This window comes from Nocardia nova NBRC 15556, assembly GCF_001613005.1.
GTDB lineage: Bacteria > Actinomycetota > Actinomycetes > Mycobacteriales > Mycobacteriaceae > Nocardia > Nocardia nova.
In genome coordinates, this window is the sequence record NZ_BDBN01000012.1 from 22012 (window position 1) to 45131 (window position 23120).

The 23120-nt window shown below is 69.7% G+C and carries 23 protein-coding genes and 5 pseudogenes; 17 read left to right on the forward strand and 11 right to left on the reverse strand.

What is annotated here, in order from left to right; all coding sequences use genetic code 11:
- Nucleotides 1-19 precede the first annotated feature (19 nt).
- Entirely contained in the window at nucleotides 20-967 is a 948-nt protein-coding gene (locus NN2_RS06270) for an NADP-dependent oxidoreductase (RefSeq protein WP_063011244.1), read from the forward strand.
- An 8-nt stretch (nucleotides 968-975) separates the two neighbouring features.
- On the opposite strand, the gene NN2_RS06275 is transcribed toward NN2_RS06270, so the two are convergent.
- The 3 genes from NN2_RS06275 to NN2_RS06285 form a co-directional block, all read right to left on the reverse strand.
- Nucleotides 976-2280, reverse strand: a complete 1305-nt coding sequence (locus tag NN2_RS06275) for an NtaA/DmoA family FMN-dependent monooxygenase (protein WP_063011338.1) — start codon at nucleotides 2278-2280, stop codon at nucleotides 976-978.
- A gap of 157 nt (nucleotides 2281-2437) precedes the next feature.
- On the reverse strand, nucleotides 2438-2776 hold the full coding sequence (locus NN2_RS06280) for a 4Fe-4S dicluster domain-containing protein (RefSeq protein WP_063011340.1): 339 nt from the start codon (nucleotides 2774-2776) through the stop codon (nucleotides 2438-2440).
- The gene (locus NN2_RS06285; protein WP_063011246.1) at nucleotides 2776-4371 is read right to left on the reverse strand and encodes an FAD-dependent oxidoreductase; all 1596 of its coding nucleotides are present in this window, start codon (nucleotides 4369-4371) and stop codon (nucleotides 2776-2778) included. Before NN2_RS06285 ends, NN2_RS06280 begins: the two co-directional genes overlap by 1 nt.
- A gap of 244 nt (nucleotides 4372-4615) precedes the next feature.
- On the opposite strand from NN2_RS06285, the gene NN2_RS06290 reads away from it, so the two are divergent.
- On the forward strand, nucleotides 4616-5944 hold the full coding sequence (locus tag NN2_RS06290) for an LLM class flavin-dependent oxidoreductase (RefSeq protein ID WP_063011248.1): 1329 nt from the start codon (nucleotides 4616-4618) through the stop codon (nucleotides 5942-5944).
- Between the two features lie 28 nt (nucleotides 5945-5972).
- Here NN2_RS06290 and NN2_RS06295 read toward each other — a convergent pair whose 3' ends face one another.
- Complete coding sequence (locus tag NN2_RS06295) at nucleotides 5973-7349, reverse strand: lipase family protein (RefSeq protein ID WP_231509199.1); 1377 nt, start codon at nucleotides 7347-7349, stop codon at nucleotides 5973-5975.
- The gene (locus tag NN2_RS06300; protein WP_156511231.1) at nucleotides 7346-7561 is read right to left on the reverse strand and encodes a hypothetical protein; all 216 of its coding nucleotides are present in this window, start codon (nucleotides 7559-7561) and stop codon (nucleotides 7346-7348) included. The genes NN2_RS06295 and NN2_RS06300 overlap by 4 nt, the downstream gene beginning before the upstream one ends.
- 240 nt (nucleotides 7562-7801) lie before the next feature.
- Here NN2_RS06300 and NN2_RS38420 point away from each other — a divergent pair.
- Both NN2_RS38420 and NN2_RS38425 read left to right on the forward strand, forming a co-directional pair.
- A pseudogene (locus NN2_RS38420) lies at nucleotides 7802-9208 on the forward strand (MFS transporter); the annotation flags it as partial.
- An 18-nt stretch (nucleotides 9209-9226) separates the two neighbouring features.
- The gene (locus NN2_RS38425) at nucleotides 9227-10153 is read left to right on the forward strand and encodes an MSCRAMM family protein (RefSeq protein ID WP_227462816.1); all 927 of its coding nucleotides are present in this window, start codon (nucleotides 9227-9229) and stop codon (nucleotides 10151-10153) included.
- Between the two features lie 39 nt (nucleotides 10154-10192).
- Here the strand turns inward: NN2_RS38425 and NN2_RS06310 are convergent, their stop codons facing one another.
- Nucleotides 10193-11053, reverse strand: a complete 861-nt coding sequence (locus tag NN2_RS06310) for a helix-turn-helix transcriptional regulator (protein ID WP_063011254.1) — start codon at nucleotides 11051-11053, stop codon at nucleotides 10193-10195.
- Between the two features lie 170 nt (nucleotides 11054-11223).
- On the opposite strand from NN2_RS06310, the gene NN2_RS06315 reads away from it, so the two are divergent.
- A complete protein-coding gene (locus NN2_RS06315; protein ID WP_063011256.1) occupies nucleotides 11224-12063 on the forward strand; it encodes an SDR family NAD(P)-dependent oxidoreductase in 840 nt (279 codons plus the stop codon).
- An 8-nt stretch (nucleotides 12064-12071) separates the two neighbouring features.
- On the opposite strand, the gene NN2_RS06320 is transcribed toward NN2_RS06315, so the two are convergent.
- Complete coding sequence (locus NN2_RS06320) at nucleotides 12072-12815, reverse strand: AfsR/SARP family transcriptional regulator (protein WP_174554948.1); 744 nt, start codon at nucleotides 12813-12815, stop codon at nucleotides 12072-12074.
- On the opposite strand from NN2_RS06320, the gene NN2_RS06325 reads away from it, so the two are divergent.
- From NN2_RS06325 to NN2_RS06350, 6 genes are all read left to right on the forward strand, one after another.
- Nucleotides 12806-13303 (forward strand): hypothetical protein, encoded by a 498-nt coding sequence (locus NN2_RS06325; RefSeq protein ID WP_169812379.1) that lies wholly within the window; start codon nucleotides 12806-12808, stop codon nucleotides 13301-13303. The two genes, NN2_RS06320 and NN2_RS06325, sit on opposite strands and share 10 nt — an antisense overlap.
- A gap of 92 nt (nucleotides 13304-13395) precedes the next feature.
- Entirely contained in the window at nucleotides 13396-14172 is a 777-nt protein-coding gene (locus NN2_RS06330) for an ATP-binding protein (protein ID WP_063011259.1), read from the forward strand.
- A gap of 328 nt (nucleotides 14173-14500) precedes the next feature.
- Nucleotides 14501-15709: an alcohol dehydrogenase catalytic domain-containing protein gene (locus tag NN2_RS06335; protein ID WP_063011342.1), complete on the forward strand. Its 1209-nt coding sequence runs from the start codon at nucleotides 14501-14503 to the stop codon at nucleotides 15707-15709.
- Nucleotides 15710-15847: 138 nt separating this feature from the next.
- On the forward strand, nucleotides 15848-16360 hold the full coding sequence (locus NN2_RS06340) for a hypothetical protein (protein WP_063011261.1): 513 nt from the start codon (nucleotides 15848-15850) through the stop codon (nucleotides 16358-16360).
- A gap of 34 nt (nucleotides 16361-16394) precedes the next feature.
- Entirely contained in the window at nucleotides 16395-17117 is a 723-nt protein-coding gene (locus NN2_RS06345; protein WP_063011263.1) for a hypothetical protein, read from the forward strand.
- Nucleotides 17118-17266: 149 nt separating this feature from the next.
- Complete coding sequence (locus NN2_RS06350) at nucleotides 17267-18415, forward strand: cation:proton antiporter (protein ID WP_063011265.1); 1149 nt, start codon at nucleotides 17267-17269, stop codon at nucleotides 18413-18415.
- Nucleotides 18416-18422: 7 nt separating this feature from the next.
- Here NN2_RS06350 and NN2_RS06355 read toward each other — a convergent pair whose 3' ends face one another.
- Both NN2_RS06355 and NN2_RS06360 read right to left on the reverse strand, forming a co-directional pair.
- Nucleotides 18423-19229, reverse strand: coding sequence for a methyltransferase domain-containing protein (locus NN2_RS06355; protein ID WP_063011267.1), 807 nt, complete (start codon nucleotides 19227-19229; stop codon nucleotides 18423-18425).
- Between the two features lie 21 nt (nucleotides 19230-19250).
- Nucleotides 19251-19799, reverse strand: coding sequence for a TetR/AcrR family transcriptional regulator (locus NN2_RS06360; protein ID WP_063011269.1), 549 nt, complete (start codon nucleotides 19797-19799; stop codon nucleotides 19251-19253).
- 110 nt (nucleotides 19800-19909) lie between these two features.
- On the opposite strand from NN2_RS06360, the gene NN2_RS06365 reads away from it, so the two are divergent.
- Nucleotides 19910-20398 carry a hypothetical protein gene (locus NN2_RS06365; RefSeq protein ID WP_063011271.1) on the forward strand — a complete coding sequence of 163 codons (489 nt, stop codon included), beginning with the start codon at nucleotides 19910-19912 and terminating at the stop codon, nucleotides 20396-20398.
- 28 nt (nucleotides 20399-20426) lie between these two features.
- On the opposite strand, the gene NN2_RS06370 is transcribed toward NN2_RS06365, so the two are convergent.
- Entirely contained in the window at nucleotides 20427-20723 is a 297-nt protein-coding gene (locus NN2_RS06370) for a hypothetical protein (RefSeq protein ID WP_063011273.1), read from the reverse strand.
- Here NN2_RS06370 and NN2_RS36950 point away from each other — a divergent pair.
- Nucleotides 20724-20957: pseudogene (locus NN2_RS36950) on the forward strand (polyprenyl synthetase family protein); the annotation flags it as partial.
- Here NN2_RS36950 and NN2_RS38430 read toward each other — a convergent pair.
- A pseudogene (locus NN2_RS38430) lies at nucleotides 20956-21150 on the reverse strand (phytoene desaturase); the annotation flags it as partial. The pseudogenes NN2_RS36950 and NN2_RS38430 sit on opposite strands and share 2 nt — an antisense overlap.
- 43 nt (nucleotides 21151-21193) lie before the next feature.
- Between NN2_RS38430 and NN2_RS38910 the strand changes: the two are divergent.
- The 4 genes and pseudogenes from NN2_RS38910 to crtI form a co-directional block, all read left to right on the forward strand.
- Entirely contained in the window at nucleotides 21194-21562 is a 369-nt protein-coding gene (locus NN2_RS38910) for a hypothetical protein (protein ID WP_063011277.1), read from the forward strand.
- The gene (locus NN2_RS39180) at nucleotides 21463-21825 is read left to right on the forward strand and encodes a hypothetical protein (RefSeq protein ID WP_439955844.1); all 363 of its coding nucleotides are present in this window, start codon (nucleotides 21463-21465) and stop codon (nucleotides 21823-21825) included. The genes NN2_RS38910 and NN2_RS39180 overlap by 100 nt, the downstream gene beginning before the upstream one ends.
- A pseudogene (locus tag NN2_RS38445) lies at nucleotides 21749-21928 on the forward strand (polyprenyl synthetase family protein); the annotation flags it as partial. The gene NN2_RS39180 and the pseudogene NN2_RS38445, both read left to right, overlap by 77 nt.
- 93 nt (nucleotides 21929-22021) lie before the next feature.
- Nucleotides 22022-23119 (forward strand): annotated as a pseudogene (gene crtI, locus NN2_RS06390) (phytoene desaturase family protein); the annotation flags it as partial.
- Nucleotide 23120 lies beyond the last annotated feature (1 nt).

Consider the following 23120-nt stretch of genomic DNA (forward strand, 5'->3'; position numbering starts at 1 on the left):
TGCGAACTCGGGAGGTGCGATGCTGGCGATCGGATTCGAGAAGCCGGGTGGTCCGGAGGTACTGCGACCGGTCGAGGTGCCCGAACCGCACGCCGGCGCGGGTGAGGTGCGGATCCGGGTGGCCGCGGCGGCCGTGAACCCCTCCGACACCGTGACCCGGTCCGGCATGGCCCACGATCGCTACCGCGAGGTGACGCCGCCGTACGTTCCGGGATGGGACGCTGCGGGAATCGTCGACGAGGCCGACCCCGAGACCGGCTGGCACAGTGGCGACCGGGTCGTCGCGATCACATTGCCGGTGCTCGCCGGTGGCGGCGCCTATGCCGAAAAGATCGTGGTACCCGCGACGCAGGTGGCGACCCTGCCCGAGGGAAGCGACTTCGTCTCCGCCGCAACGCTTCCGATGAACGGTCTCACCGCCTGGTTCGCCTTGGACGCGCTCGACCCGCGAGCGGGTCGCACGATCGCGGTGACCGGGGCCGCGGGCGCGGTCGGCGGGTACGTGATCCAGCTGGCGAAAACGCGCGGCTACACCGTGATCGCCGATGCGAAACCGGCCGATGAGCAGGTGGTCCGCGACTTCGGCGCCGACGTCGTCCTGCCGCGCGGCGACGACCTCGCCTCGCGCATCCGGGCGCACGCTCCCAACGGGGTCGACGCGCTGATCGACACCGCACTGCAAGGCGATGCGGTACTCCCGGCGGTGCGCGACGGCGGCGCGTTCGTCATCCTGCGGCCCGCGGCGCTGGGCGGCGGGGCCACACCGGAGCGCGGTATCTCGGTCCACCTCGTGATGGTCGGCGATCACCTGGACGAACCCCATGCGCTCAGCGAATTGAGCCGCCTCGCCTCCGAGGGCGCGCTGACCCTGCGGGTGGCCCGAACCTTCCCCGCCGAACAAGCCGAGCACGCTCACGAACTCCTCGAAGCGGGCGGCGTCCGGGGTCGCATCGTCCTCGAATTCTGAAGGGCGCGTTATTCCTTCCGCGGCGGCAGGGGCGGCAGCTCGAGGTTGTCGCGGAAGGTCTCGCCCACGTGGTCCGAGCCGACGATGCCGCGGCGGCGAAGTTCGGGGAGCAGGCCCGCGAGCAGGAAGTCGCGGTTGCGCGGGTCGTCGAGCCCGCCGAGGCCGATCACGTCCAGAACGCCGGCGTCGTAGCGTTCCTGGATCGCGTCGGCGAGTTGACCGGGTGTGCCGGCCGCTGCCCAGTGGCCGGTGTCCTTGGCGGCGATGATCAACTCGCGCAGCGTTTTTCCGGATCGAGCCAGGGCGGTGAAGATCTCCACGCGGCCGCGACGCCGGTTCACCGCGTGCGCATCGGGCAGCAGCGAGTCCGGAATCGGCCGGTCCAGCGGCAGTTCGGACAGGTCGATCGCGCCGCCGAGCATATCGGCCAGCGCATGGCGGCCCGCCTCGAAATCGGTGGCCTCGGCCCGTTCCCGAACCAGCCGCCGCGCTTCCTCCTCGGTGGCGCCGTAGGTGGCGTGCAGAGAGCTGAAAATGTACGGCAGTCCGTCGGCGCGGCCCAATTCCGCTGCGCGCGTGCGAATCTTTTTCGTGTAGGTGAGCGCGTCGTCGAGCGTCGCCAGTGAGGTGAACACCACCTCGGCGAACCGGGCGCCCAGTTCCACGCCGCCCTCGGACTGCCCGGCCTGGAACTGCACCGGTCGCCGTTGCGGCAGCGGCGGAATGTTCAAGGGACCGCGAACGGTGAAATAGCGTCCGGCGTAGTCGATCGGACGTACCCGCGCGGCATCCAGGACCGCGCCGCCGTTCCCGTCCGGCGTCAGCGCGCCCGGCTGCCAGCTGTCGAACAGCGCGTTCGTGACTTCGAGGACTTCGCTTGCGCGGGCGTAACGTTCCTCGGGGCTCGGCAGGTCCGCGGCGCCGTAGTTCTCCTCCCCCAGAGACGAGGTCACCGCATTCCACGCGGCACGCCCGTTGCTGATGTGGTCGAGCGTCCCGAACAGTCGCGCCAGGTTGTAGGGGTGGTGGAACGTCGTGGTGACCGTGGCGATCAGGCCCACACGGCGGGTGACCGCGCTCAGCGCGGAGAGGAAGATCAGCGGTTCCTGCGCCCCGATGGCGCCCTGCGCGCCGAAACTCAGCAGATCCGCGGCGAACAGGGCGTCGAAACGGTGTTCCTCGGCGAGTTTCGCGACACCCAGCGCCTCGTCGAGCGTCGAGCGCCGCGGATCGATCGCGGCATCGTAGATTGTCGGTGAACCACTGACCCCGGTCACGATCTTCAGCGGCCGGCGTCGCGCACTGCTACCCATCCCCCGACGGTATCGATAGCCGTTCTCGTCGCCACCGGTTGCATTCAGCCGGATCATTTCGGACCGACCGGGAATTACGTTGCGAGCCACGTTGTTTCATGAATCCGCGCAAGAGCCGTTCACACCCGGCGAGCGATGTCGGCCGTCGCAGACCGGGTCACGGTGCCGAGGGTCGCGGCGCCGGGCCGGGCGGAAGTTCCGGGCCCACCGCCGTGAGACTGCCCGGCCGGCGCCCCTTCCCCCAGCCGATCTCGCGCCGGTACGCGCCGATGTGCTCCCGCGGCAGCTCGTGTTGCGACGGCAGCGGCGTGGACTGCGGGTCCACGTACAGTGCGTCGGTCGGGCAGTACGCCTCACACATGAAGCACGTCTGGCAGTCCGATTGCCGTGCGATGACGGGGATTCCGTCGCTGCCACGATCGAAGACGTTCGTCGGGCAGACGTCGACGCATTTGTCGCAGGCGATGCAGGCCGGGGCGTGAACCAGTTCGATCATCAGGCCACCGCCGCGACCGCGGAGACGTCGGCCGACCGCAACGCCGCCGCCACCGTCCACACCTCGTCGAGGCCGCCGCTGAGGATGTGGTGGTGCTGCGCGGGATCCAGCGCCGGATGGTCGGCCCACTTGCTCATGCCACGAGATTCCGTGCGTGCCAACGCCGATCGGTACATAAGCCGCCCGACCGCGGTGATCGCGGCGGCCTGGCGCGCCCGCACCCGCTCGGCGCCGGTGGCCCGCAGCCCCGCGGCGGCCTCCGCCCACACGGCGTCCAGGGCGACCAGTGCCGGACGGACCCGATCGCCGTGGCGCAGATAGTTCTTCTCGACCGGCAGCAGTTCGGCGCGTGCCGCGGCGAGCACCTCGTCCGCACCGATGCGTCCGGATCCCGTGGGCCGCAACCCGGTTCGCCCTGCGCGGGTCAGACCGTCCGGACGGCCACCTCGCTGCGCGAAACGCGCCGCACCCCGCCCGGCCCAGCTGCCCGACGACATCGCCCATGCCGCATTGTGACTGCCGCCCCCGGTGAATCCGCCACAGATGCGTTCGCGGGTGGCCGCGTCGCCCGCGGCATACAGCCCGCTCACCGAGGTCGCGCACTCGTCGCCGATCACCTCGATCCCGCCGGTTCCCCGTACCGTTCCCTCGGCCAGCAGATCCACCTCGAAGCGCTGGGTGAACGGGTCGATCCCGTGGCGGTCGAATTGGAGGAAAAAGTTCGGCTGTCCGCGCCGCATCTGCTCCCGCGTGGTTGGGTCCGCTCGATCCAGTTGCGCGAATACCCTCTCCTGCAACAGAGTTCGCGCGATGACCGACCGTCCCTGCACCGATCCGGCGCCCTCCAGAATGCTGCCGTCCTCGTGGAAGAAGGTGGCGTATCGGTAATAGGCGGTCTTGGTGACGGTCGCGCCCTTCGCGGCGATGCCGTAGGCGTTGGAGAACTCCATCCCGGAGAATCGTGCGCCCACCTCCGCGGCCATCAGCGCGCCGTCACCGGTGTCGACGTTGGTGCCCAGCGCGCGCGAGAGGAAGGCGCAGCCGCCGGTGGCCAGGACCACCGCGCCGGCGTGCACGCGGTAGTCCCGATGCTCGCGCAGCAGGTAACCCGCCGCGCCGCGGACCGTGCCTTCCCGGTCGACCAGTAGTTCCAGGGCCGGGGCGTGGTCGACGATCCGCACGCCCAGCCGCCGCACCCAGGCCCGCATGCGGCGCATGTATTCCGGGCCCTGCACGCCGGTGCGAATCGGGTTGCCGGTGTGCGGGTCGACCGGGAACGGGTACCGGCCTTCCTCGCCCAACCGATGCATATTCGCGTAGGTCTGATCGAGCACGCGGTCCATCCAGTGGTGGTCGGCGAGGAAGCCGCCCAATTCCTCGCGACTGGCCTTGGCCGCCGCCCGGGCCGCCGGATCCGGCGCCACGTACCAGACACCGGTCCCCGCGGGTGCGGTCGCGCCGCTGGTGCCGCAGTACCCCTTGTCGACCAGCACCACCTCGGCTCCCGCCTCACGGGCGTGGATCGCGGCCCAGCAGGCGGCCGGTCCGCCGCCGATCACCAGCACATCGGCATCGATCTGCCATGCCTCGCTCATCGTCGTACTCCTTCGAAAACGGGGCCGAAACCGTTGCCGACACATGCCCGACAGAAATCTTCGCCGGTGCCCCGGCCACGGAGAATCCTTACGATCAGCAGGATTCTGTGGAGCGGCCGCGGACGTCGGCCGAGTTCGAATCACGCGTCGCACAAACCGTTTACGCGACCGCAGGCGTTTGGTTGACTGCCGTCGCCCGGTCCGGAGACCGGGATCATCGCGACTATCGGACGGGTGTGCTCGTATGAGTGAACGGCAACTGCATCTGAACGCCTTCATCTATCCCGCGGGCCATCACGAGGCCGCGTGGCGGCATCCCGACAGCCGCCCCGATCGCATCTACGACGTGACCTACTACCAGGAGATCGGCCGCACCGCCGAGGCCGCCACGCTCGATGCGGTGTTCTTCGCCGACGGGCCCGCGCTGCGTACCGACGTGCGCTACAACGCCGCGCCCGGCCTGGAACCGATCACGCTGCTCACCGCGATCGCCTCGGCCACCACCCACCTGGGCCTGATCGCGACCGCGTCGACGACGTATTACGAGCCCTACAATCTGGCGCGGCTGTTCTCCTCGCTGGATCACATCTCGGGCGGGCGCGCCGGATGGAATATCGTCACCACCGGAACCGATCTCGCCGCCGCCAATTTCGGCCTGGACCGCCACCCCGATCACACCGAACGTTACGCGCGGGCACGCGAATTCGTCGACGCGGTCGTCGGATTGTGGAACAGCTGGGACGACGACGCGGTGCTGCTCGACCGGGCCGCCGGCATCTACGCCGATCCCGGCAAGATCCATCGCATCGATTTCCGCGGCGACTATCTGCGCGTACGCGGACCCTTCAACGCCGCGCGCACTCCGCAGGGCCATCCGGTGCTGGTGCAGGCCGGCGCCTCCAACGACGGACGAGCCTTCGCGGCCCGCTACGCCGAGGCCATTTTCACCGCCCACCAGCGACTCGAGGACGCCCAGACGTTCTACGCCGACATCAAACGCCGGGCGCGCGAGTTCGGCCGCGACCCCGAGCATGTGAAGATCCTGCCGGGTATCAGCCCGTTCATCGCCGATACCGAAGCGCAGGCGAAACAGCTGCAACGCGAATTCAACGAGCTGACCGTGCCCGAATACGGCCTCGGGCAGTTGGAAAGCCTGGCCGGGCAATCGCTGCGGAATCTGGCTCTCGACGAACCGGTGCCCGTCGAATTGTTCGCCGGCGCGGGCGATGTCACCGACAACGCGGCCAGCCGCCGGCAGGTGATCGCGGGCATCGTCACCCGCGATCGGCCCACACTGCGCGGACTGTTGCACCGGCTCGCGGGCGCACGCGGGCACCGCGTCTTCGCGGGCACGCCCGAACAGGTCGCCGACACCATCGAGGACTGGTTCCGCCACGGCGCCGCCGACGGATTCAACGTCATGCCGCCCTACTATCCGGGCGGACTCGAGGTGTTCACCGGCACGGTGGTGCCGATTCTGCGCAGCCGCGGGCTGTTTCGCACCGAATACACCGGCACTACGCTGCGCGACCACTTCGGGCTGCCGCGCCCCGGATCGCCCGCGGCGAACTGACGCCGAAACTGTTGCGCTGCTTCGTTTTTCAGCGCGCCGGGCATTCGTTCGGCGCGGGCAGGCCGCGCAGTCGCTGGTCGAGCCAGTCGATCGCGCCCGGGAATCCGGCCATCAGGGTGATGGAATGCTCGCCCAGCACGTTGCGGAATACGGCGGGCACGCCACGAGCGCACTGCGCGCGGAACAGATCGGTCGACTCGACCTCGGGAATCCAGATGTCGAGTATGCCGTGGTAGATGTACAGCGGCGCAGCGGATTTCCGGTCGCGCAGGTCGGTGGCGGCGAACAGGGCGCGGGCCGCGTCGGTGTCGAGCGGATGGGCGGTGTCGGTCGCCAGCTCGATCGGCACACCGGTCACGCCGAGCGGTCCGTTGCTGTCGCCGCAGGTGTCCTTCACCGGGGAGGTGGCCAGCCACTCCCCCAGATGGTTCAGCTGATCCAGCAGTTCCGGATGCTCACGAGCGAAGGCCAGCGCGACGACCATCAGAATGCCCGACGCGATATTGCCGTTGAAGTGACGGGCCACCTCGCTGTAGTCGGTCGCCAGGCCGCCGACCGACACCCCGACGATCGACCCCGCCAACTCGGGCGCGTACTCGCCGAGCAGCATATCCGCCGCATAGGCCGCGATCGCGCCGCCGGAGTAACCGCCGATCGCGAACTTGCTGTCCCCCAGCGTCTTCGGTTCGACCGTCCGCACCGCGCGCATCGCGTCGAGGATCACGTGACCCGCGACATGCGGTTCGGCATAGGCCATCCACGGACCCTCGTGGTCGGGAACGAGCACTCCGTAGCCGTGCGAGAGGGCCCACCACGTGGTCGGCGGGAAGAGATCACCCGCACTGAATTTGGGATGCAATCCGTGCGCCAGGGCATACCCGGGGGTGCAGCGCAGCCCGAGCGAATTGATCGGGATGGCGTTCACCAGCAGCGGTCGCTGTCCGGGACCGGTCCAGTTCGCGGCGGGAATCAGCAGGGTCGCCGTGCCGAACGAGGGCGCACCGGTTGCGCCGGTGGAGCGGAATTTCAGCTGCAGTGCGCGGGCGATCGGCACCACGGCCAGCGGCGCGGCCGTGGCCGTCACATCGCGCACCTCGATCGGATCGCCGGGACGCATGGCGTCGAGCCCGGCCGGCCACTGATCGAACAGCGGATCGCCGGCCGGCGGCGACAACACCGCCCGCCACAGTGCGGCGAGTTCGGGCCGCAGCTGGGCATTGGGCGGCGACGGCGCGGGTGGCAGGTTCGGCGCCGGAATCGAACGATCGATCCACTGCTGCCATTCGGTCGAGTCCGTGGGCGCCGGGCCGTCGTCCGCGCGACTCGCCGGCAGGCGAACCGTCATCGACACCAGCAGGGCACATGCCGCGAGCACGACGAGCAGCAGCGTCCGGGCTCGTTTCACAGCAACCTCCACAACAGATCGACCAGCCCCGTTCCGGGGCGGTAGTGACTGGAGCCGAGATCGGGTTCGAGATACCCGCTGGGCACCACGATATCCCCGGCTGACGGCACCTGCGCGCAACTCACCGACGTGCCGCCGACAGCGTCGGCCACGACGATGCCGGCGCCGAGTACGACCGCCTGGACAATCCGCCGGAAAGGTCTCCGTCTCACGCCGAAAATCACTGTGCCCCTTTATGAACGACCGCCCCGACGCACGCACACCATACGGTCGGCCGCGACGGCGCAGCGCGCCTCCGGACGCGGTCGTTGATAACTCACGAAACCGGGCCGTCGATACCGGTGCCCGGCACAACGATTCGAGAAGCGAAAAGGTCGCGTTTCATCAAATGTGCATGATGCACCTCATATGTATTATGCAAACGTCGGCTCGTGACATTCGAGGAGTAGGGCGTGGAGAAAGCACAAACCGCCGGGCGTTCCGGCGCGATACTGGCGGTGCTGGCATTCGCCGGCATCGTCGTCTCGCTGACGCAGACGGTGGTCGTGCCGTTACTCGGCCAGCTGCCGCAGATCCTGCACACCAGCCCGGCCAATGCGACCTGGGTGGTCACCGTGAGCCTGCTGGCCTCCGCGGTCACCACACCGGTGTCGGGACGGCTGGGCGACCTCTACGGCAAACGCCTGGTGCTGCTCGGCTCCACCGTGCCGCTGCTGATCGGGTCGGTGATCTGCGCGGTGTCCTCCTCGCTGTGGCCGATGATCGTCGGGCGCGGCCTGCAGGGTATGAGCGCCGGCATCGTGCCCGTCGGTATCGCCGCGCTGCGCGATCTGCTGCCGCGCGAGCGCCTCGGATCGGGTATCGCGCTCATCAGCTCCTCACTCGGTATCGGCGGCGCGCTGGGTCTGCCGATGGCGGCCGCGGTCATCCAGTACTCCGACTGGCGAGTGCTGTTCTGGACGATGGCCGCGCTCGCGGCGGTGATCGGCGTCCTGATCTTCACCCTGATCCCCGCCGCCCCACCGAGTTCCGCCACGACCGGACGGTTCGACGTGCTCGGCGCCCTCGGCCTCGGCGTGGGCCTGGTGTGTTTGCTGCTCGCGGTGTCCAAGGGGTCGAGCTGGGGCTGGGGCAGCGGCCTGACCATCGGCTTGTTCGTCGCCGCCGTCGTCGTCCTGCTGCTGTGGGGCTGGTGGGAGCTGGCCGCGCGCAACCCCCTCGTCGACCTCCGGGTCACCGCGCGGCCGCAGGTGCTGCTGACCAATGCGTCCTCGATGGTCGTCGGCATGGCGATGTACGCCCAGTCGCTGGTGGTGCCGCAGCTGCTGCAGCTGCCCAAGGCCACCGGATACGGCCTCGGGCAATCGATGATGGCCATGGGCCTGTGGATGGCACCGGCCGGACTCATGATGATGCTGGTCTCCCCCATCGGCGCCAAACTCTCCGCCCGCAGCGGGCCCAAGATCACCCTGATCGTCGGCTGCGTCATCATCGCCGCCGGATACGGGTCCTCGATGGCGTTGATGGGCAGCGCCTGGGGCCTGCTGATCGTGACGCTGATCATCAACACCGGCGTGGGATTCGCCTACGGCGCCATGCCGGCCCTGGTGATGGCCGCGGTGCCGCAGTCGGAAACGGCCGCCGCCAACAGCTTCAACACGCTGGTGCGCGCGATCGGCACCTCGGTCGCTGCGGCCGTGGTCGGCGCGGTCCTGGCGCAGATGACGATCTCGCTCGGCGGGCATGCCGTGGCCAGCGAAAACGGATTCCGGGTCTCGCTGCTGATCGGATGCGGTGTGGCCGTGGCCGGCGCACTGGTGGCGACGTTCATTCCGGGGCACCGGACGGCCGCGATCGCCGCCACCGCCGCCGTGGATATGGATGCCGAGCACAGCTCGCACCCGGCCGCGCACGTCGACGAGCCCGCGTCCGCGATCGGCGCGAACGCGGTGCAGCGCAACGACATCGGGCAGACCCTGCGCGAACCGGCGGTGTCCGGACCGGTCGCCTACGGTCGCGTCCACGACTCCCGCGGTGTGGCGCTGCCGAATGCGGTCCTGACCCTGATCTCGATGTCCGGCCGCCAGATCGGCCGGTCGCTGACGGATGCCGCGGGCTACTTCGAACTCACCGCCCCCGAACCCGGCTCCTTTGTATTGATCGCCTCGATCGACGGCCGCCGTCCGGACGCCTCCACCGTGCAGCTCGCGCACCATCCGGTGCCGTGCGATGTGGTGCTCACCGCGATGGCCGGACTGACCGGCACCGTCTCGCGCGATGACGACGGCACCGCCATTCCGGGTGCCCGGGTGTCGGCCCTCGACGCGCGCGGTGAGGTACTCGCCTCCGCGGCCACCGCCGACGACGGCGCGTTCGGCCTCGCGGAACTGCCCGAAGGCGATTTCACGATCGCGGTGAGCGCCAACGGCTTTCACCCGGCCGCCCTCCCGGTGCGAGCCGGTGGCAGCGAGACGCCGCGCCTCGACGTGTCGCTGCGCCCCTGCGCCCGCCTGCACGGCGTGGTGCGCGGACGCGACGGCCGCCCCCTGCCCGATGCCCTGGTCACCCTCACCGACTGGGACGGCACCGTGGTCGACACCATGGTCACCGGCCCCGACGGCGCCTACACCTTCGCCGACCTGCACGACGGCACCTACACGGTGGTGGCGAGCGGTTACGCACCCGTGCACACTCCCGTGGTGGTCGGCGCCGACACCGAGGAGCTGAACGTCGAACTGGGGCACGGCAATTCGAGCGAACACGGATCCGCCGACCAGCTGGCAAGCCGGTATTCGGGCAATTAGTTCCCGTCCCCCGTTCTGTCGAACGGCCTCGGGCACGCGTCAGGGAAGAGTCGCGGTTCCACCGGGCACCGACCAGCTGGCCAGCATGCGCAGCGCCTGCTGCGACGGGCTGCCCGGCTCGGTCGTGTACAGGTACAGCGTCTGGTCGGAATCGCCAGGGAGCGTGAGAGTTTCGTACTCCACCGTGAGCTCGCCCGCCACCGGGTGACGCAGCCGCTTGGAGCCGTGCGTCCGCTGCAGCACCCGGTGCTCGGCCCACCATTGCCGAAATTCACCGGCGGCGGCGCTCAGCTCCTCGACCAGGGCGAGCCCGGCGCGATCCTCGGGGTTGTTGCCGACATCGAGGCGCAGGCTCTCGACCGCCGCACGGGCCTGCGTTTCCCAGTCGAGGAACAGCGCGCGCGGCTCGCTGCCCAGAAACATCCAGCGCACGTAGTTGCGCTCCCTGGCGGGCAGGGCGGCGAAGTCGGTGAACAGGGCGTGCGCCATCCAGTTGCTCGCCAGCACGTCGGCCCGGCGGCCGAGGACGAGAGCGGGCACCGCGTCGAGGGAGTCGAGCAGCTGGTACAGGCCGGGGCGAACGCGCTGCACCGGCACGCTGCGCCGGGCGATACCGCTCGGACGGCCGATCAGCTGCCCGAGGTATTCGCGCCCCGCGGCGTCGAGGTCGAGCGCGCGGGCGATGGCGTCCACCACGCCGACCGACGGTGTGATCCGCCGGCCCTGCTCGAGCCGGGTGTAGTAGTCGGCGGACACGCCCGCGAGCCGCGCGACCTCCTCGCGGCGCAAGCCGGGGACCCGGCGCACGCGGTTGTCGGCGGGGAGCCCGGCGCGGGCGGGATCGATCTGGGCGCGGGCGCGGCGCAGGAAGTCGGCCAGCTCCCGATTGGGCTCGCTCATACGTCCAGTGTCGCCGGAACCCGCCCGCGCTGCCTGGGTCGCCGCGTCCTACGTTCCGCCGTCCCAGGCCGAAGCGGGCCGGTTATACCGCCTCGACCAGCGGATACGGCGGCCAGACTGGGATCACCGGACCTCGGAGGGAGGTCCGCGAAACCCGAAGGAACGCAACGATGACCGCACCCGCAACCTGGTTCGTGACCGGCGCCTCCCGCGGCCTGGGCCTGGAACTGGTGAAGCAGTTGCTCGCCCGCGGCGAGAACGTCGCCGCCACCACCCGCTCGGCCGAGCGGCTGCTCGCCGCACTCGACGGCATCGACATCGCCCGACTGCTCCCGCTCACCGTCGACCTCGCCGACGAGAGCCAGGTGAGCGCCGCCGGGCGGCACACGCTGGACCGCTTCGGCAGTGTCGATGTCGTGGTGAACAATGCCGGCTACGGCTACCTCTCCGCAGTCGAGGAAGTGTCCGACGCCGACGCCCGGCGCATGTTCGACATCCAGGTCTTCGGCGTCTGGAACGTGCTGCGGGCACTGCTGCCGCACCTGCGCACCCGCGCTCGGGGACACGTCGTGAACATCTCCTCGGTGCTGGGCATCACCACGGTGCCGGGCTGGGGCCTCTATTCGGCCGGCAAGTTCGCGCTGGAGGGACTGACCGAAGCCCTGGCGGGCGAGGTCGCCGAGCACGGCATCCGGGTCACTCTGGTGGAGCCGGGCTACTTCCGTACCGATTTCCTCACCACCGATTCGCTGGCCCTGCCCGCTGCCACCACCGACGGCTACGAGTCCATCCGGCGGATGACCAGCGAGCACCTCGCGATGCAGGGCACCCAGCTCGGTGATCCGGTGCGCGGCGCAGCCGCGATCCTCGCGCTCGTCGACCGCGGCGACGGACCGCTGCGGCAACTGCTCGGCTCCGATGCCCGCGCCTACGCGACGGCGAAGGTGGAGGCGCTGCGCGCGGATATCGAAGCAGGCGCGGAGCTGGCGCTCAGCACCGATACCCGATAGTCGGACCCCTAGCTGCGCAGCGCGGTGTGCAGCCGGGCCGTGGCGACGGCTCGGCGGCCGTCGCCGGTGGGTAGCAATTCCAGTGCGCGCTCGTGGATTTCGATATCGTCCGGCATGCGTTCGCCCAACGCCAGCGCATGGCCGGCATCGCCACCGGCCAGGACCGCCGTGCGGACAGCGACGTCGAGATGTTCCCGCCATTCCACGATGCCGGGCGTCTCCGAATCCGGAAGCAGCGGACCGCGATACAGCCGCAGCGCCGCATCGGTATCTCCGGCGTCCAGCGCGGTGAGCAGATCGGCCGCGTCGCAGCGAATCGGCGCGGTCAGCCGGTAGACGCGGTTGGCGATGGCCGCGTCGGTGGCGCGGCGCAGATGTGAGACGTCCGCCTCGAGGGTACTCGACACCACTGGGCGGTCGCCGTAGATCGCGTAGTGCAGGCGTTCCGGGGTGAAGCCGCCGGGTTCGAGGGCGAGCAAGGTGAGGATTTCGATCTGCCTGGGGCGCAGGCGAATCGGAGTGCCGTCCCGGGTGGCGCGTGCGGCGCCGAGACAGCTCAGCCGCAGGCCGGTCGCGGGCGGGGCGAGGGTGCGCAGACGATTCTCGATCGCGGTCACCAGCGATTGCACGGTCGCCATCGCCAGCGGATGGGTGCGATCCCAGGTCGAGGACAGATCCAGGGAACCGAGCCGGCGGCCGTCGGCGCCGTGCACGGGCGCGCAGTAGCAGACCCAGCCGTGCAGTGCGGCCACCAGATGTTCGGCGGAGAACACGCGGTGGGGCGCCGGGGCTGGGCCTGTGCATCGCCGAACCGCTGGCCGAGGGCTGGCTGCTGCGTCCCACGACCGGCGACACCAGCATCCGCATGACCCTCGACCTGTCCGGCGCACCGGTGGTCCGCAGCACCGGCGGCGAATCCGATTGGTACACACCCCTTTCCCAGCGGCACGCGGAGATCCTGCTGCTCCTGCACCGGCACGGCCGCCGCGGCATGTCGGTCACCGAACTCAGCACGGCGGTCCACGGCGACCCCGACCACGCGGTGGCGATCCGCGCGGAACTGTCGCGGCTGCGCCGCATTCTCGGTTCGGTGATCGAAAGCCGGCCCTACCGGATCTCGGCGGCGGTGGAATTCACTCTCGAACTGGGCGATTGCGACACGCTCGCCGACTACGCGGTCCTCCGCGAGGAGAGTGCGCCGCCCGAAAATGACGAGTTTCGGAGGCGCCCCCACGGGTAAGGTCCGAGTATGCGCAGGACGCACTCGTCCGCGGCTGCCGATCACCGCGCGGGCCCGGCTGCCGGGGTGAGAGCACTCGAATGCGATTCGCCATGAGTACCGTTCCGCCCATCTGCTGGGAGCCGACGGAAATCGATCGCTGTGTGGTGCTCGACCCCGATATCACGCTCGACGCGGTGACGTACCGCCGATTCACCGACGACCTCGTGAAGTTCGTCGTCGAACAGCCCCGCGCGGTCATCGTCCGCGTCGACCGCATGACCATCGCCACCGAAACCGCCCTCACCGCGTTCACCAGCGCCCGGCTGCGCACCGCGAACTGGCCGGGCGTGCCGATTCTCCTCGTCGCCGAGGACACCGAACTACGCCGCCGGCTCGGACGCAGCGCGATCCGCCGGTTCCTCGCGGTGCAGCCGAGCGTCGCCGCCGCCGTCGCCGCCTCGGGCGAACCGCCGATCCGCCGCCGGGCCGCCATGACCATGACGCTCTCCCCGGTCACCGGGCATCGAGCGCGCCGGCTCATCGACGACATCTGCGCCGAATGGGACATCGCCGAGATCAGCGAGGCCGCGCAGATCATCGCCACCGAATTCATCGACAACGCCGATCTGCACGGCCACTTCACCGGCGTGCCCGATATCGACGTGCGGCTGGAATATCGCGAAGATCTGTTCACCATCGCGGTCGCCGACCCCGACCCCCGCGAAGCGGTGCTCCGCGAACCGGGACCAGGTTCCGTCGGGCGCCGACTGCACGGCCTGCACATCGTGGCGGAGCTGGCCTCGGCCTGGGGATGCGCGCCGCGGTGGCCGACCGGCAAGGTGGTGTGGGCGACGCTGGCGACCGCGCGGAACCGGCAGGTCAGCTGACCGCGGCCCCGAGCCCGGTTGCGGCTCCCTTGGCTCGGAAACGTCTCTCCTGCAAGCGGATTCGAATACGGCCCCGTTCGCCACGCTATCCCTGCACCTGAAGCGGACCGACCTTCCTTTTCAACAGAGAACCGGTCCCGGGTGGTCGTCCGAGCAGCTGAGTGAGGGCCTCGACGACGCCTGTTCACCGCATACCCGGCGAGTGCGAATCGAACCTTTTCCCACCGGCCGCGCCGGAATACCTCGCCGCCCGCGGGGTAGGGCGTCCAGTGACCGGCCCAGCGCCCGCCACGAACACCACATCCGACCCCGCTATCGAGGAGTGAACGTGAAAGCAGTTGTCTGGCACGGTGTCGGCGATATCCGTCTCGACGTCGTCGACGATCCGAAGATCCAAGAGCCCACCGACGCCATCGTGCAGATCACCTCGTCCGCGATCTGCGGTACCGATCTGCATCTGGTGCGCGGCACGATGCCCGGCATGGTGCCCGGCACCGTCCTCGGCCACGAGGCCGTCGGCACGGTCGTCGACACCGGTGCGGCGGTACGCGGATTCGCGCCGGGCGATCGCGTGGTCGTGTGCTCCACGGTGTCGTGCGGGCACTGTGCCTACTGCCGCAGCGGCTATACCGCCCAATGCGATACGGCCAATCCGAACGGCCCCCTGGCCGGCACCAGCTTCTTCGGCGGACCGGAGACCACGGGACCGGTCGACGGCCTGCAGGCCGAGTACGCACGCATCCCGTATGCGAACAACACCCTGGTCAAGGTGCCCGAGGGCGTCTCCGACGACCAGGCGATCATGGTCTCCGACGTGTTGCCGACCGGCTGGTTCGGCGCCCGGCTCGCTCAGGTCAGCGAGGGCGACACCGTTCTGGTCCTCGGCGCGGGTGTCGTCGGGCAGTGCGCGATCGCCTCGGCCTTTCGCCAGGGCGCGGGCCGGGTGCTCGTCGTCGACGGGATCGCCGACCGGCTCGAAACCGCACGCGCCCAGAACGCCGAACCGATCGACTTCCACCGGGAGGATCCGGTCGAGGTGACGCGCGAGCTGACCGGCGGGATCGGCGCCGATCGCGTCATCGACGCGGTCGGAGTAGACGCCCAACGGCCCGAGCAGGGACCGGCGGCAGACCACCTGCCGGTCGAGACCGACGTCTTCGAGGAAGAACGCCGCCTCGCCGCACCCGAAGGCAATATCGATTCCGGTCAGTGGCTGGTCGGCGACGCACCGAGCCTGGCGGGGCGCTGGGCGGTGCAGGCGGTCGCGAAGGCCGGGTCGGTCGGTGTGATCGGCGTGTATCCGCCCACCTTCGACCGGTTCCCCCTCGGGGTCGTCGTGAACCGCAATCTGACCGTGCAGGGCGGAAATTGCAACCACCACCGTTACGTGCCCGGTCTGCTCGACAAGGTGGGACGTGGCGATCTCGATCCCACCCGGTTCATCACCCAGCACGCCGAACCGCAGTCGATGATCGATGCCTACGAGGCCTTCGATCTCCGGCGGACCGGCTGGCTGAAAACCGTGGTGCCGATGTAGGTCTGTCCGCCTGATCATCTCCGGCTGCCCCCGCGCCGGCGCGAAGCGCGGGTGGCTAATGTACGGACAGCTCGTGAGAACCCCCGGTTCACCAACCGAGAGGGCACGGGCGATATCAGGCATCGAGAAAGAAGAATCATGCGTCACGTCATTCGCGCAGCCGCGATCGCGGTTCTCGCCACATCCGCCACGGTCGGCGTCGCCGCTCCGGCCTTCGCTGAGTCTGGGTCGCCCGCGACCGCCACGGTCGCGGGCGACCAGGGCACACCGGCCGATCCCGCCGCCCCCGCCGGAACACCGGTCGATCCGACCACGGAATATCTGAACGCGTTCGACACCATCGCCGGTGCGTGGGCCAACGACTCCACGGTCGGCCAGGTCGTGGGCACGGCGGCGGGCCTGGCGGTCGGCTGCCCGCTCGGCGCGATCACCGGCGGCACGCTGACCATTCCGGTGCCGGTGCTGACTCCGATCGGCATCGTGGGCGGATGCATTCTCGGCGCGGGCACGCTCGGATTCCTCGGTGGCATGGCCGGCGGCATCGCCACCGGCGGCCCGAGCTTGGCGAACGCGGTGGGTGACCAGTACAACTCGCTCCATTCCAAAGGCCTGATCGCACAGTCGATGCCGGCCGAGAGCAACGCGCGGTAATCGACACTCCCCACCGATCAGAGCGGAAGAATTCATGAAGACCACCACCCGGACCATCGCCGTGTCCACCTTGCTCGCCACCGCCGTTGTCGCGGCGGCCGGGGCCGCCCAGGCCGATGTCGTCGCTCCGGCACCCTCCACCCCCGCACCCGTTGCCCCGCAATCGGAGTGGACCAGCACCGACCTGGGCCCCGGCATCCGCTATCAGGACGACACGACCACCGGAACCGCGGCCCTGCAGACTCCGCTCGGCGCGGTGGCGGTGCGCCCCGGACAGTTCGACATTCGCGACGGTGCGGGCAGGACACTGCTCGGAACTCCGATCGAGGTTCCCGCGGCCGCCGATCCCGCTCGCCCGACGGCGCCGTCCCAGCCCGTCGCCGGCGCCGTGGAATCGACTGCGGCACAGCCCGGCTCGGTCGCCGATACCCAAATGTCGGATCTCAACCAGGCCGTCGCCGCGGCGGCACCGCACATGGGTCTGGCGATGGCGGTCGGCGGGATGGCCGGTTCGGTGATCGGCGCGGCCGTCGGCTGCCCCCTGGGGATCGCCACCGGCGGCACCCTCGTCTCCGTCGCCACCGCCGGCACCATGACCGTGCCCGCGATGGCCGCGGCCTGCCTGGTCGGCGTGGTCGCGGTGGGTGGCCTCGGCGCGAGCGTCGGCGGTGTCGCGGTCGCCCTTCCGGTCGGAATCGCCGCGGGCACACAGAAGTACAACCAGCTGCAGGCCGAGCACGCGCAGAACGCGCACTGAGCCACCGCCGTGCCCGGCCCTCCGCGCAGGCGGCCGGGCACGGCGCCGGACGGCAGGCGACGGCGTGTCGGCGTGACCGGGAGTGGTGCGCGGCGGACAGTGTGCACGACGTCGAGCGGCAGCAGATCGAGCGGAAGAAGTAAGCACCGATGAGTTTGTCCACCCTGGCCCTGGTGCTGGCGCTCGGGCTGGCGGGACCGCTGCTGGCGTGGCGCGAAGCCTGGCACATACCGGTGATCGTCGGCGAGCTGCTGGCCGGAATCGTCTGCGGCGTCACCGGATTCGGGGTGCTCGATGCCTCGGATCCGGTATTCGCCTTCCTGGCCGATATGGGTTTCGCGCTGGTGATGTTCGTCGCCGGCACCCATGTCCCGATTCGCGATCCGCGGATCCGCTCGGCACTGGGGATCGGTGCCCTCCGAGCCGTGCTGGTCGGGTCGGCCGCGGCCGTGATCGGCTATCTGCTCGCCGGCTTCTTCGATACCGGGCACGGCGCGATCTATGCGGTGCTGCTCGCCTCCTCCTCGGCCGCGCTGGTGCTGCCGATCATCGATTCCCAAGGGCTGCAGGGCAGATCGGTGCTCGAACTGACGGCACAGGTCGCCATCGCCGACACCGCGTCGATCGTCGCGCTACCGCTGGTGATCGACGCGGGTAACGCCGGACGCGCCGCGCTGGGTGCGCTGGCGGTGATCGGCACCGCGGTGCTGCTGTTCTTGCTGCTGCGGTGGCTGGAACGCTCCGGGCTGCGCCGGCGTGCGCACCGAGTCTCCGAACGCCGCAAATTCGCCCTCGAACTGCGGGTCAGTTTGGCCCTCGTATTCGGGATGGCCGCCATCGCCACCCGCACGCACGTGTCGATCATGCTGGCCGGCTTCACGGCCGGACTGGCCGTCGCGGCAGTCGGCGAACCGCGCCGGGTGGCACGGCAATTGTTCGCCGCGACCGACGGATTCCTCGCTCCCCTGTTCTTCGTCTGGCTGGGCGCTCGGTTGAACCTGCGGGAATTCGCCGATCGCCCGCGGTTGATCCTGCTGGGGCTCGCGCTCGGAGCCGGCGCACTGCTGGTGCATCTGCTCATGCGTCTGCTGGGCCAGCCGGTCACATTCGGCGCGCTGGCCGCCGCTCAGATCGGTGTACCGGTGGCCGCCGTCACCGTCGGCACCCAGCTGCATGTGCTGCACCCGGCCGAGGCGGCGGCGATGATGCTGGGCGCGCTGGTGACGATCGTCGCGGCGGCGGTGGCTGCCGCACTCGCGGCGCGACGGCCGCCGGTGGCGGATCCCGTCGCGCCGTGAACGAGGGTCAGGGTTTGTGCGCCACCACCGCGAACATGGTCACCGAGAAGTGATAGTCGCCGGTCTCGGCACCGCGCCGGATTTCGGTCAGAACGTAGTCGCGCTGGGCAGCGGTGATCAGCCCGTCGGCCACACCCCGGTCGGTGACCGCCGTGAACATCGGGAGGATCGACTCGGGTTCCCAGATCACGGCCTCGGAACCGATGTCGTCGATCAGCAGGCCGGCGTCGACCAGCCGTCCCCGTAAATGCCTGCCGGAGTTGCGATTCGGACTGTTGGTTTCCATCCGCTGCTGCAACGCCGCGACGACCTCGGGATCACCGGGATGGAAGATCGCCGTCGACCAGTCGCTGTCGATCAGCACCACCCGTCCGCCCGGTCGCAGCACCCGCGCGATCTCCGCGGTGGCCTTCGCCGGATCGTCGAGGTGCTGATAGACCCGCTCACAGCGCACCGCGTCGACGGATGCGTCCGGCAGCGGCAGATCGTAGGCCGATCCCTCGATGAATTCGGCCGATACGTCCGCGGCGCGCTCGCGCGCCACCGCGAGCATCGACGGATTCGGATCGATACCGATGGCCCGCCCGGCCGGACCGACCAGAGCGGCCAGCTCCACCACTTCGGTGCCGGTGCCGGAGCCCACATCGAGGGCGGTTTCGCCGGGTCGCAGCGCCAGCGCGGCGCGCGCCCACTCGCGCATCCGCACCACGCCGGGTAAGGCGGCCTGATTGTCGAGTATCCGGACGATCAGCTCCTGCTCCGGGTGGTCGACCTGGTCGATGTGGAAGGAAGGAACGCCTCGTTGATCGCTCACCCCGCCAGTATGCCCGCGCGATCAGTCGAACAGCAGGCGTGCGGCGTGGGCGAGCACATCCGATCTGCTCTCGCCGGGATGCTCGGCCTTGATCAGGCGATTGGCGATGACCATCGAAAAAGACAGCAGCGCAACGGCTTCCACATCCTCGGGTGCGACGCCGGAGTTCCGCAGCAGCGTGCGCAGATAGTCCATTCTGGCGTTGTCCACTTTCCGCAGCCGCGCCTCCACCGCCGGGTCACGCCGAGCCCATGCCCGGATGGCCAGATCCAGCGGCGTCAGATCCTCGGCGAAGGTCAGCGTGCCCGCCCGCCGGATCTTGCGCTTCGGATCGCCGCCCTCGCGCTCGACCTGTTCGCGCACATCGTCGACGGCGCGCCGTTCCCAGTCGTCGAGCATCGCCTCGAGTAGTTCGTCGCGGGAGCGGAACTGCCGGTAGAAGCCGCCGCGGGTCACGCCGAGTTGCGCCGCCAGCGCCTCCACCCGGACCGCATCGGGGCCGTGGTGCTCCAGCACGGAGAGCCCGGCATCGATCCACGCCTGCCGCGGAGTTCGCACCGGTGGCGCCATCACGTCCTCCTTCTCGACCGGCTCGATATGCCCTTGATTAGATCACCCTTCAATAGATACAGTACTGTTCTGTATCTATTGTGCAGTACCGAAACCAGAAGGTTCTCGTCATGTCCGTGCACACCTCCCCCACCGTCCGCCAATGCGGAATCACCGCCGACCTGCTCGCCCTCACCACCCTGGACGACGTCGTCTACATCGACAGCCACGTGCTGGAAACCCCGGCTGCCACCGCCCGGACCGCCGAGCAGTGGGCCCGCGCGATCATGGAGGACGTTCCCGAGGACGTTCGTAGGCGATTGCGGGCGGCGTGGGCCGGTATCGAACTCGGCCTCACCCCCGGCGCGCCGGACACCGTCGCCGGTTGGCGCATCACCTTCTCCGCACCGGAATGCCTTCTGCTGCGGGCCGATTCGAGTCTCGGATTCCACGGCGAACTGGCGCTCGAGATCCGTGACGGCGTCGTCGCGCTGGCCACCTTCGTGGCCATGCGCGGGACACGCGCGCCGGATGTGTGGTTCGGCGTGGTCCCCGGCCATCTGGCGTTCGTGCGCTCACTTCTCGAACGAGCCGGCAGTGCGGAGCCGGCGGCGAGGTGATCGAGCGGTCGGTACCTCGCGACGCGGCTCAGTACCTCCACCTGCAGGCGTCGGCGATCTGCTCGGGCGTGGCATCGGCGAACAGCGCGATCTCACCGCGCCGCACGCTGCCGATGGTGTCGGCGAGGTCGTCGCCGAATGCCGCGCACAGCGCCTCGTCGGCTTCGAAGGCCACCACCGCGTCGGCGAGTGTGGTGGGCAACGGGATGATCCCGCGCGCGGACCGGGTGGCGGAGTCGAGTCGCGCCGGATCGCCGGCGACCGGCTCGGGCAGGGTCGTGCCCGCCTGCAAGCCCGCTCGGCCCGCCGCCAGCAGGCCCGCCAACGCCAGGTGTACCGCGTGTGGCCGCGCTTCGACGAGATGCGCATCGAGCTGGCGGTGGGACAGTTCGGCGATCTGCTCAACGACGTCCGCACGGAACCGGATTTCGGGCAGGTATTGGCGCTGGCACGTGCGAAATCCGGCAACTACACCGTGCGCCGGCCGCTCGAACTCGGCGCGGCGATGGCCGGATGCGACGAGTCGACCCTGTCGGCGCTGAGCCGGTACGGACGCGCATGAACGAGTCGAACTCGGTCCGGTAGAGCTGGGTCAGCCACGCGCGCAGTCGCCGGTATCCGGCCGCCTGCCCGGCTCCGGCGAACTCGGTGATCGCCGCGGCCATGCGTTCGGCGTCGCTGTGAACCTCGAGCTGACGCCCGTCGGCGAAATGGGCCCGGTAGGCCGGATCCACCGGCACCAGCGACAGGCGGTCGTCCATCTGCTCGCCGACCGTCCTGGATCATCGCGAAGGCATGGACAAGTTCCAGCGCGGCGGCGGCTCGCAGTGCGGCGGCGTCGGGGGCCTCGCCGCACAGCCAGCCGATGTACATGAATGTCGATCGCAGGCATTTGCCGCCTGCCACGTATCGGCGAGCGATGTCGTCGACGGCGATTTCCTGGACGGCGCCTATGCGGTTCTCGCGCAGGAACGCGTCCAGTTCGGTCAGGACTCGATCCCGTACCGCGGTACGCCACCGCACGACACCGTCCACGGTATTCACCGGGTGATCGGCCAGAATTGTTGCAGGGGAACACAATCGGCGGTCCCGGTCCTTTCGGAATCGGTGCGGAGGGGGAGCACTTCGCCGCGGGAATCCTGGACCGCCTGCCCGCGCTACTGACCGTCGGCTGCCCGGCCGTGGCAAGCTACCTGCGCTTGCAGCCCAGTCACTGGGCGGGTGTCTTCCGATGCTGGGGATTGGAGAACCGGGAGGCCGCCCTGCGCTACATCACCGGAAGCGAAGGTGAGCGCGACCGCGCGGCCAATATCGAGATCAAGACGTTCGACGCCGCCGCCAACCCGTACCGTCGGCGAGGCATTCCAGATGCGCGACGACCTGCTGGGAGTATTCGGAACCCCCGATGCCACAGGCAAACCCGGTGACGGAGATCTGACTCAGCACAAGGCGACCACCGTGGTGATCGCCGCCCGCCAGCTCGCCGACCCCGCCGCCCGCCGCGAACTCGACACGCTGCTGTCCGCACCCGTCGCCGGGCATTCGCCGGTTCCGATGTGCGTCGGCGAAGGCGACATGCCCCGTGGGCGCGCCGCGGCGTAGCTCCGACTCGTCCATCACATCGTCGGGGCGAATTTCGACTCGCCGCTCTCGGCGCTGCGTCCTTCGCTGGCCCGACTGGCGGCGATGGGAGGATTCCGCCGCTGGGACCGTGCGGTCGCACAACACATCGACGATCCGGAACTGCGGCGGCTGTTCACCTTTCAATCCCTGTATGCCGGCGTCGCGCCCAGGAGGGCGATAGCGGCATACGCGGTGATCGCCTATATGGACACGATCGCCGGCGTCTGGTTCCCGCGCGGCGGGATGCGAGCGCTACCCGACGCGCTCGCCGCGGCGGCGCAGGACGCCGGCGTCGAGATCCGCTACGACACCGCCGTGGCGAGCCTGGACCGCACCGGATCCCGGATCCGCACAGTCGTCACCGATACCGGCGAGCGCATCCCGTGCGATGCGGTCGTGCTCACCACCGAGTTGTCCGACACCTACCGGCTGACGGGCCATTCCCCGCGCCGCCCGCTGCGTCCCACGGCGGCACCGTCCGCGGTCGTGCTGCACGTCGGCTGCGAGGCGATGCCCCGAGCGGCGCACCACCATCTGCTCTTCGGCCGCGCCTGGGACGAAGCCTTCGACGACATCATCGCTCGCGGCAGCGTCATGACAGATCCGTCACTGCTGGTCACCAGGCCCACCGCGGGTGACCCGAGCCTGGCCCCACCCGGACGCGACCTGCTCTACATCCTCGCTCCGGTACCGAATCTCGTTCGCGGACCGATCAATTGGGACCGCTTCGGCCCCGCCTACGCCGAGGAGATTCTGACCACCGTCCAGGATCGCTTGCCGATCCCACTGACCGATCCCCGGTTGCTCCACATCACCACTCCTGCCGACTGGGCGCGGCGCGGCATGCTGGCCGGAAGCCCCTTCGCGTTGGCCCACACCGTCACCCAAACCGGCCCCTTCCGCCCGGCCAATATGATCCGCGGACTCGAGAACGTGGTGCTGGCGGGCGGCAGCACCGTCCCCGGTGTCGGCATACCGCCCGTGCTGATTTCCGGCCGGCTCGCCGCGGACCGCGTCACCGGACCGACGCCTTCTGCACTGCCCGCACGCCGACGCGCGTCCGCCCTGTCCACTTCGACCGCCGCCATCATCCGCTGAT

What these genes read in the sequence shown, in the direction of transcription:
- NN2_RS06270 (WP_063011244.1), top strand. Translation starts at nt 20, where the DNA reads ATGCTGGCGATCGGATTCGAGAAGCCGGGTGGTCCGGAGGTACTGCGA.
- NN2_RS06275 (WP_063011338.1), bottom strand. Translation starts at nt 2,280, where the DNA reads ATGGGTAGCAGTGCGCGACGCCGGCCGCTGAAGATCGTGACCGGGGTC.
- NN2_RS06280 (WP_063011340.1), bottom strand. Translation starts at nt 2,776, where the DNA reads ATGATCGAACTGGTTCACGCCCCGGCCTGCATCGCCTGCGACAAATGC.
- NN2_RS06285 (WP_063011246.1), bottom strand. Translation starts at nt 4,371, where the DNA reads ATGAGCGAGGCATGGCAGATCGATGCCGATGTGCTGGTGATCGGCGGC.
- NN2_RS06290 (WP_063011248.1), top strand. Translation starts at nt 4,616, where the DNA reads ATGAGTGAACGGCAACTGCATCTGAACGCCTTCATCTATCCCGCGGGC.
- NN2_RS38425 (WP_227462816.1), top strand. Translation starts at nt 9,227, where the DNA reads ATGGATGCCGAGCACAGCTCGCACCCGGCCGCGCACGTCGACGAGCCC.
- NN2_RS06310 (WP_063011254.1), bottom strand. Translation starts at nt 11,053, where the DNA reads ATGAGCGAGCCCAATCGGGAGCTGGCCGACTTCCTGCGCCGCGCCCGC.
- NN2_RS06315 (WP_063011256.1), top strand. Translation starts at nt 11,224, where the DNA reads ATGACCGCACCCGCAACCTGGTTCGTGACCGGCGCCTCCCGCGGCCTG.
- NN2_RS06330 (WP_063011259.1), top strand. Translation starts at nt 13,396, where the DNA reads ATGAGTACCGTTCCGCCCATCTGCTGGGAGCCGACGGAAATCGATCGC.
- NN2_RS06340 (WP_063011261.1), top strand. Translation starts at nt 15,848, where the DNA reads ATGCGTCACGTCATTCGCGCAGCCGCGATCGCGGTTCTCGCCACATCC.
- NN2_RS06345 (WP_063011263.1), top strand. Translation starts at nt 16,395, where the DNA reads ATGAAGACCACCACCCGGACCATCGCCGTGTCCACCTTGCTCGCCACC.
- NN2_RS06350 (WP_063011265.1), top strand. Translation starts at nt 17,267, where the DNA reads ATGAGTTTGTCCACCCTGGCCCTGGTGCTGGCGCTCGGGCTGGCGGGA.
- NN2_RS06360 (WP_063011269.1), bottom strand. Translation starts at nt 19,799, where the DNA reads ATGGCGCCACCGGTGCGAACTCCGCGGCAGGCGTGGATCGATGCCGGG.
- NN2_RS06365 (WP_063011271.1), top strand. Translation starts at nt 19,910, where the DNA reads ATGTCCGTGCACACCTCCCCCACCGTCCGCCAATGCGGAATCACCGCC.
- NN2_RS38910 (WP_063011277.1), top strand. Translation starts at nt 21,194, where the DNA reads ATGGACAAGTTCCAGCGCGGCGGCGGCTCGCAGTGCGGCGGCGTCGGG.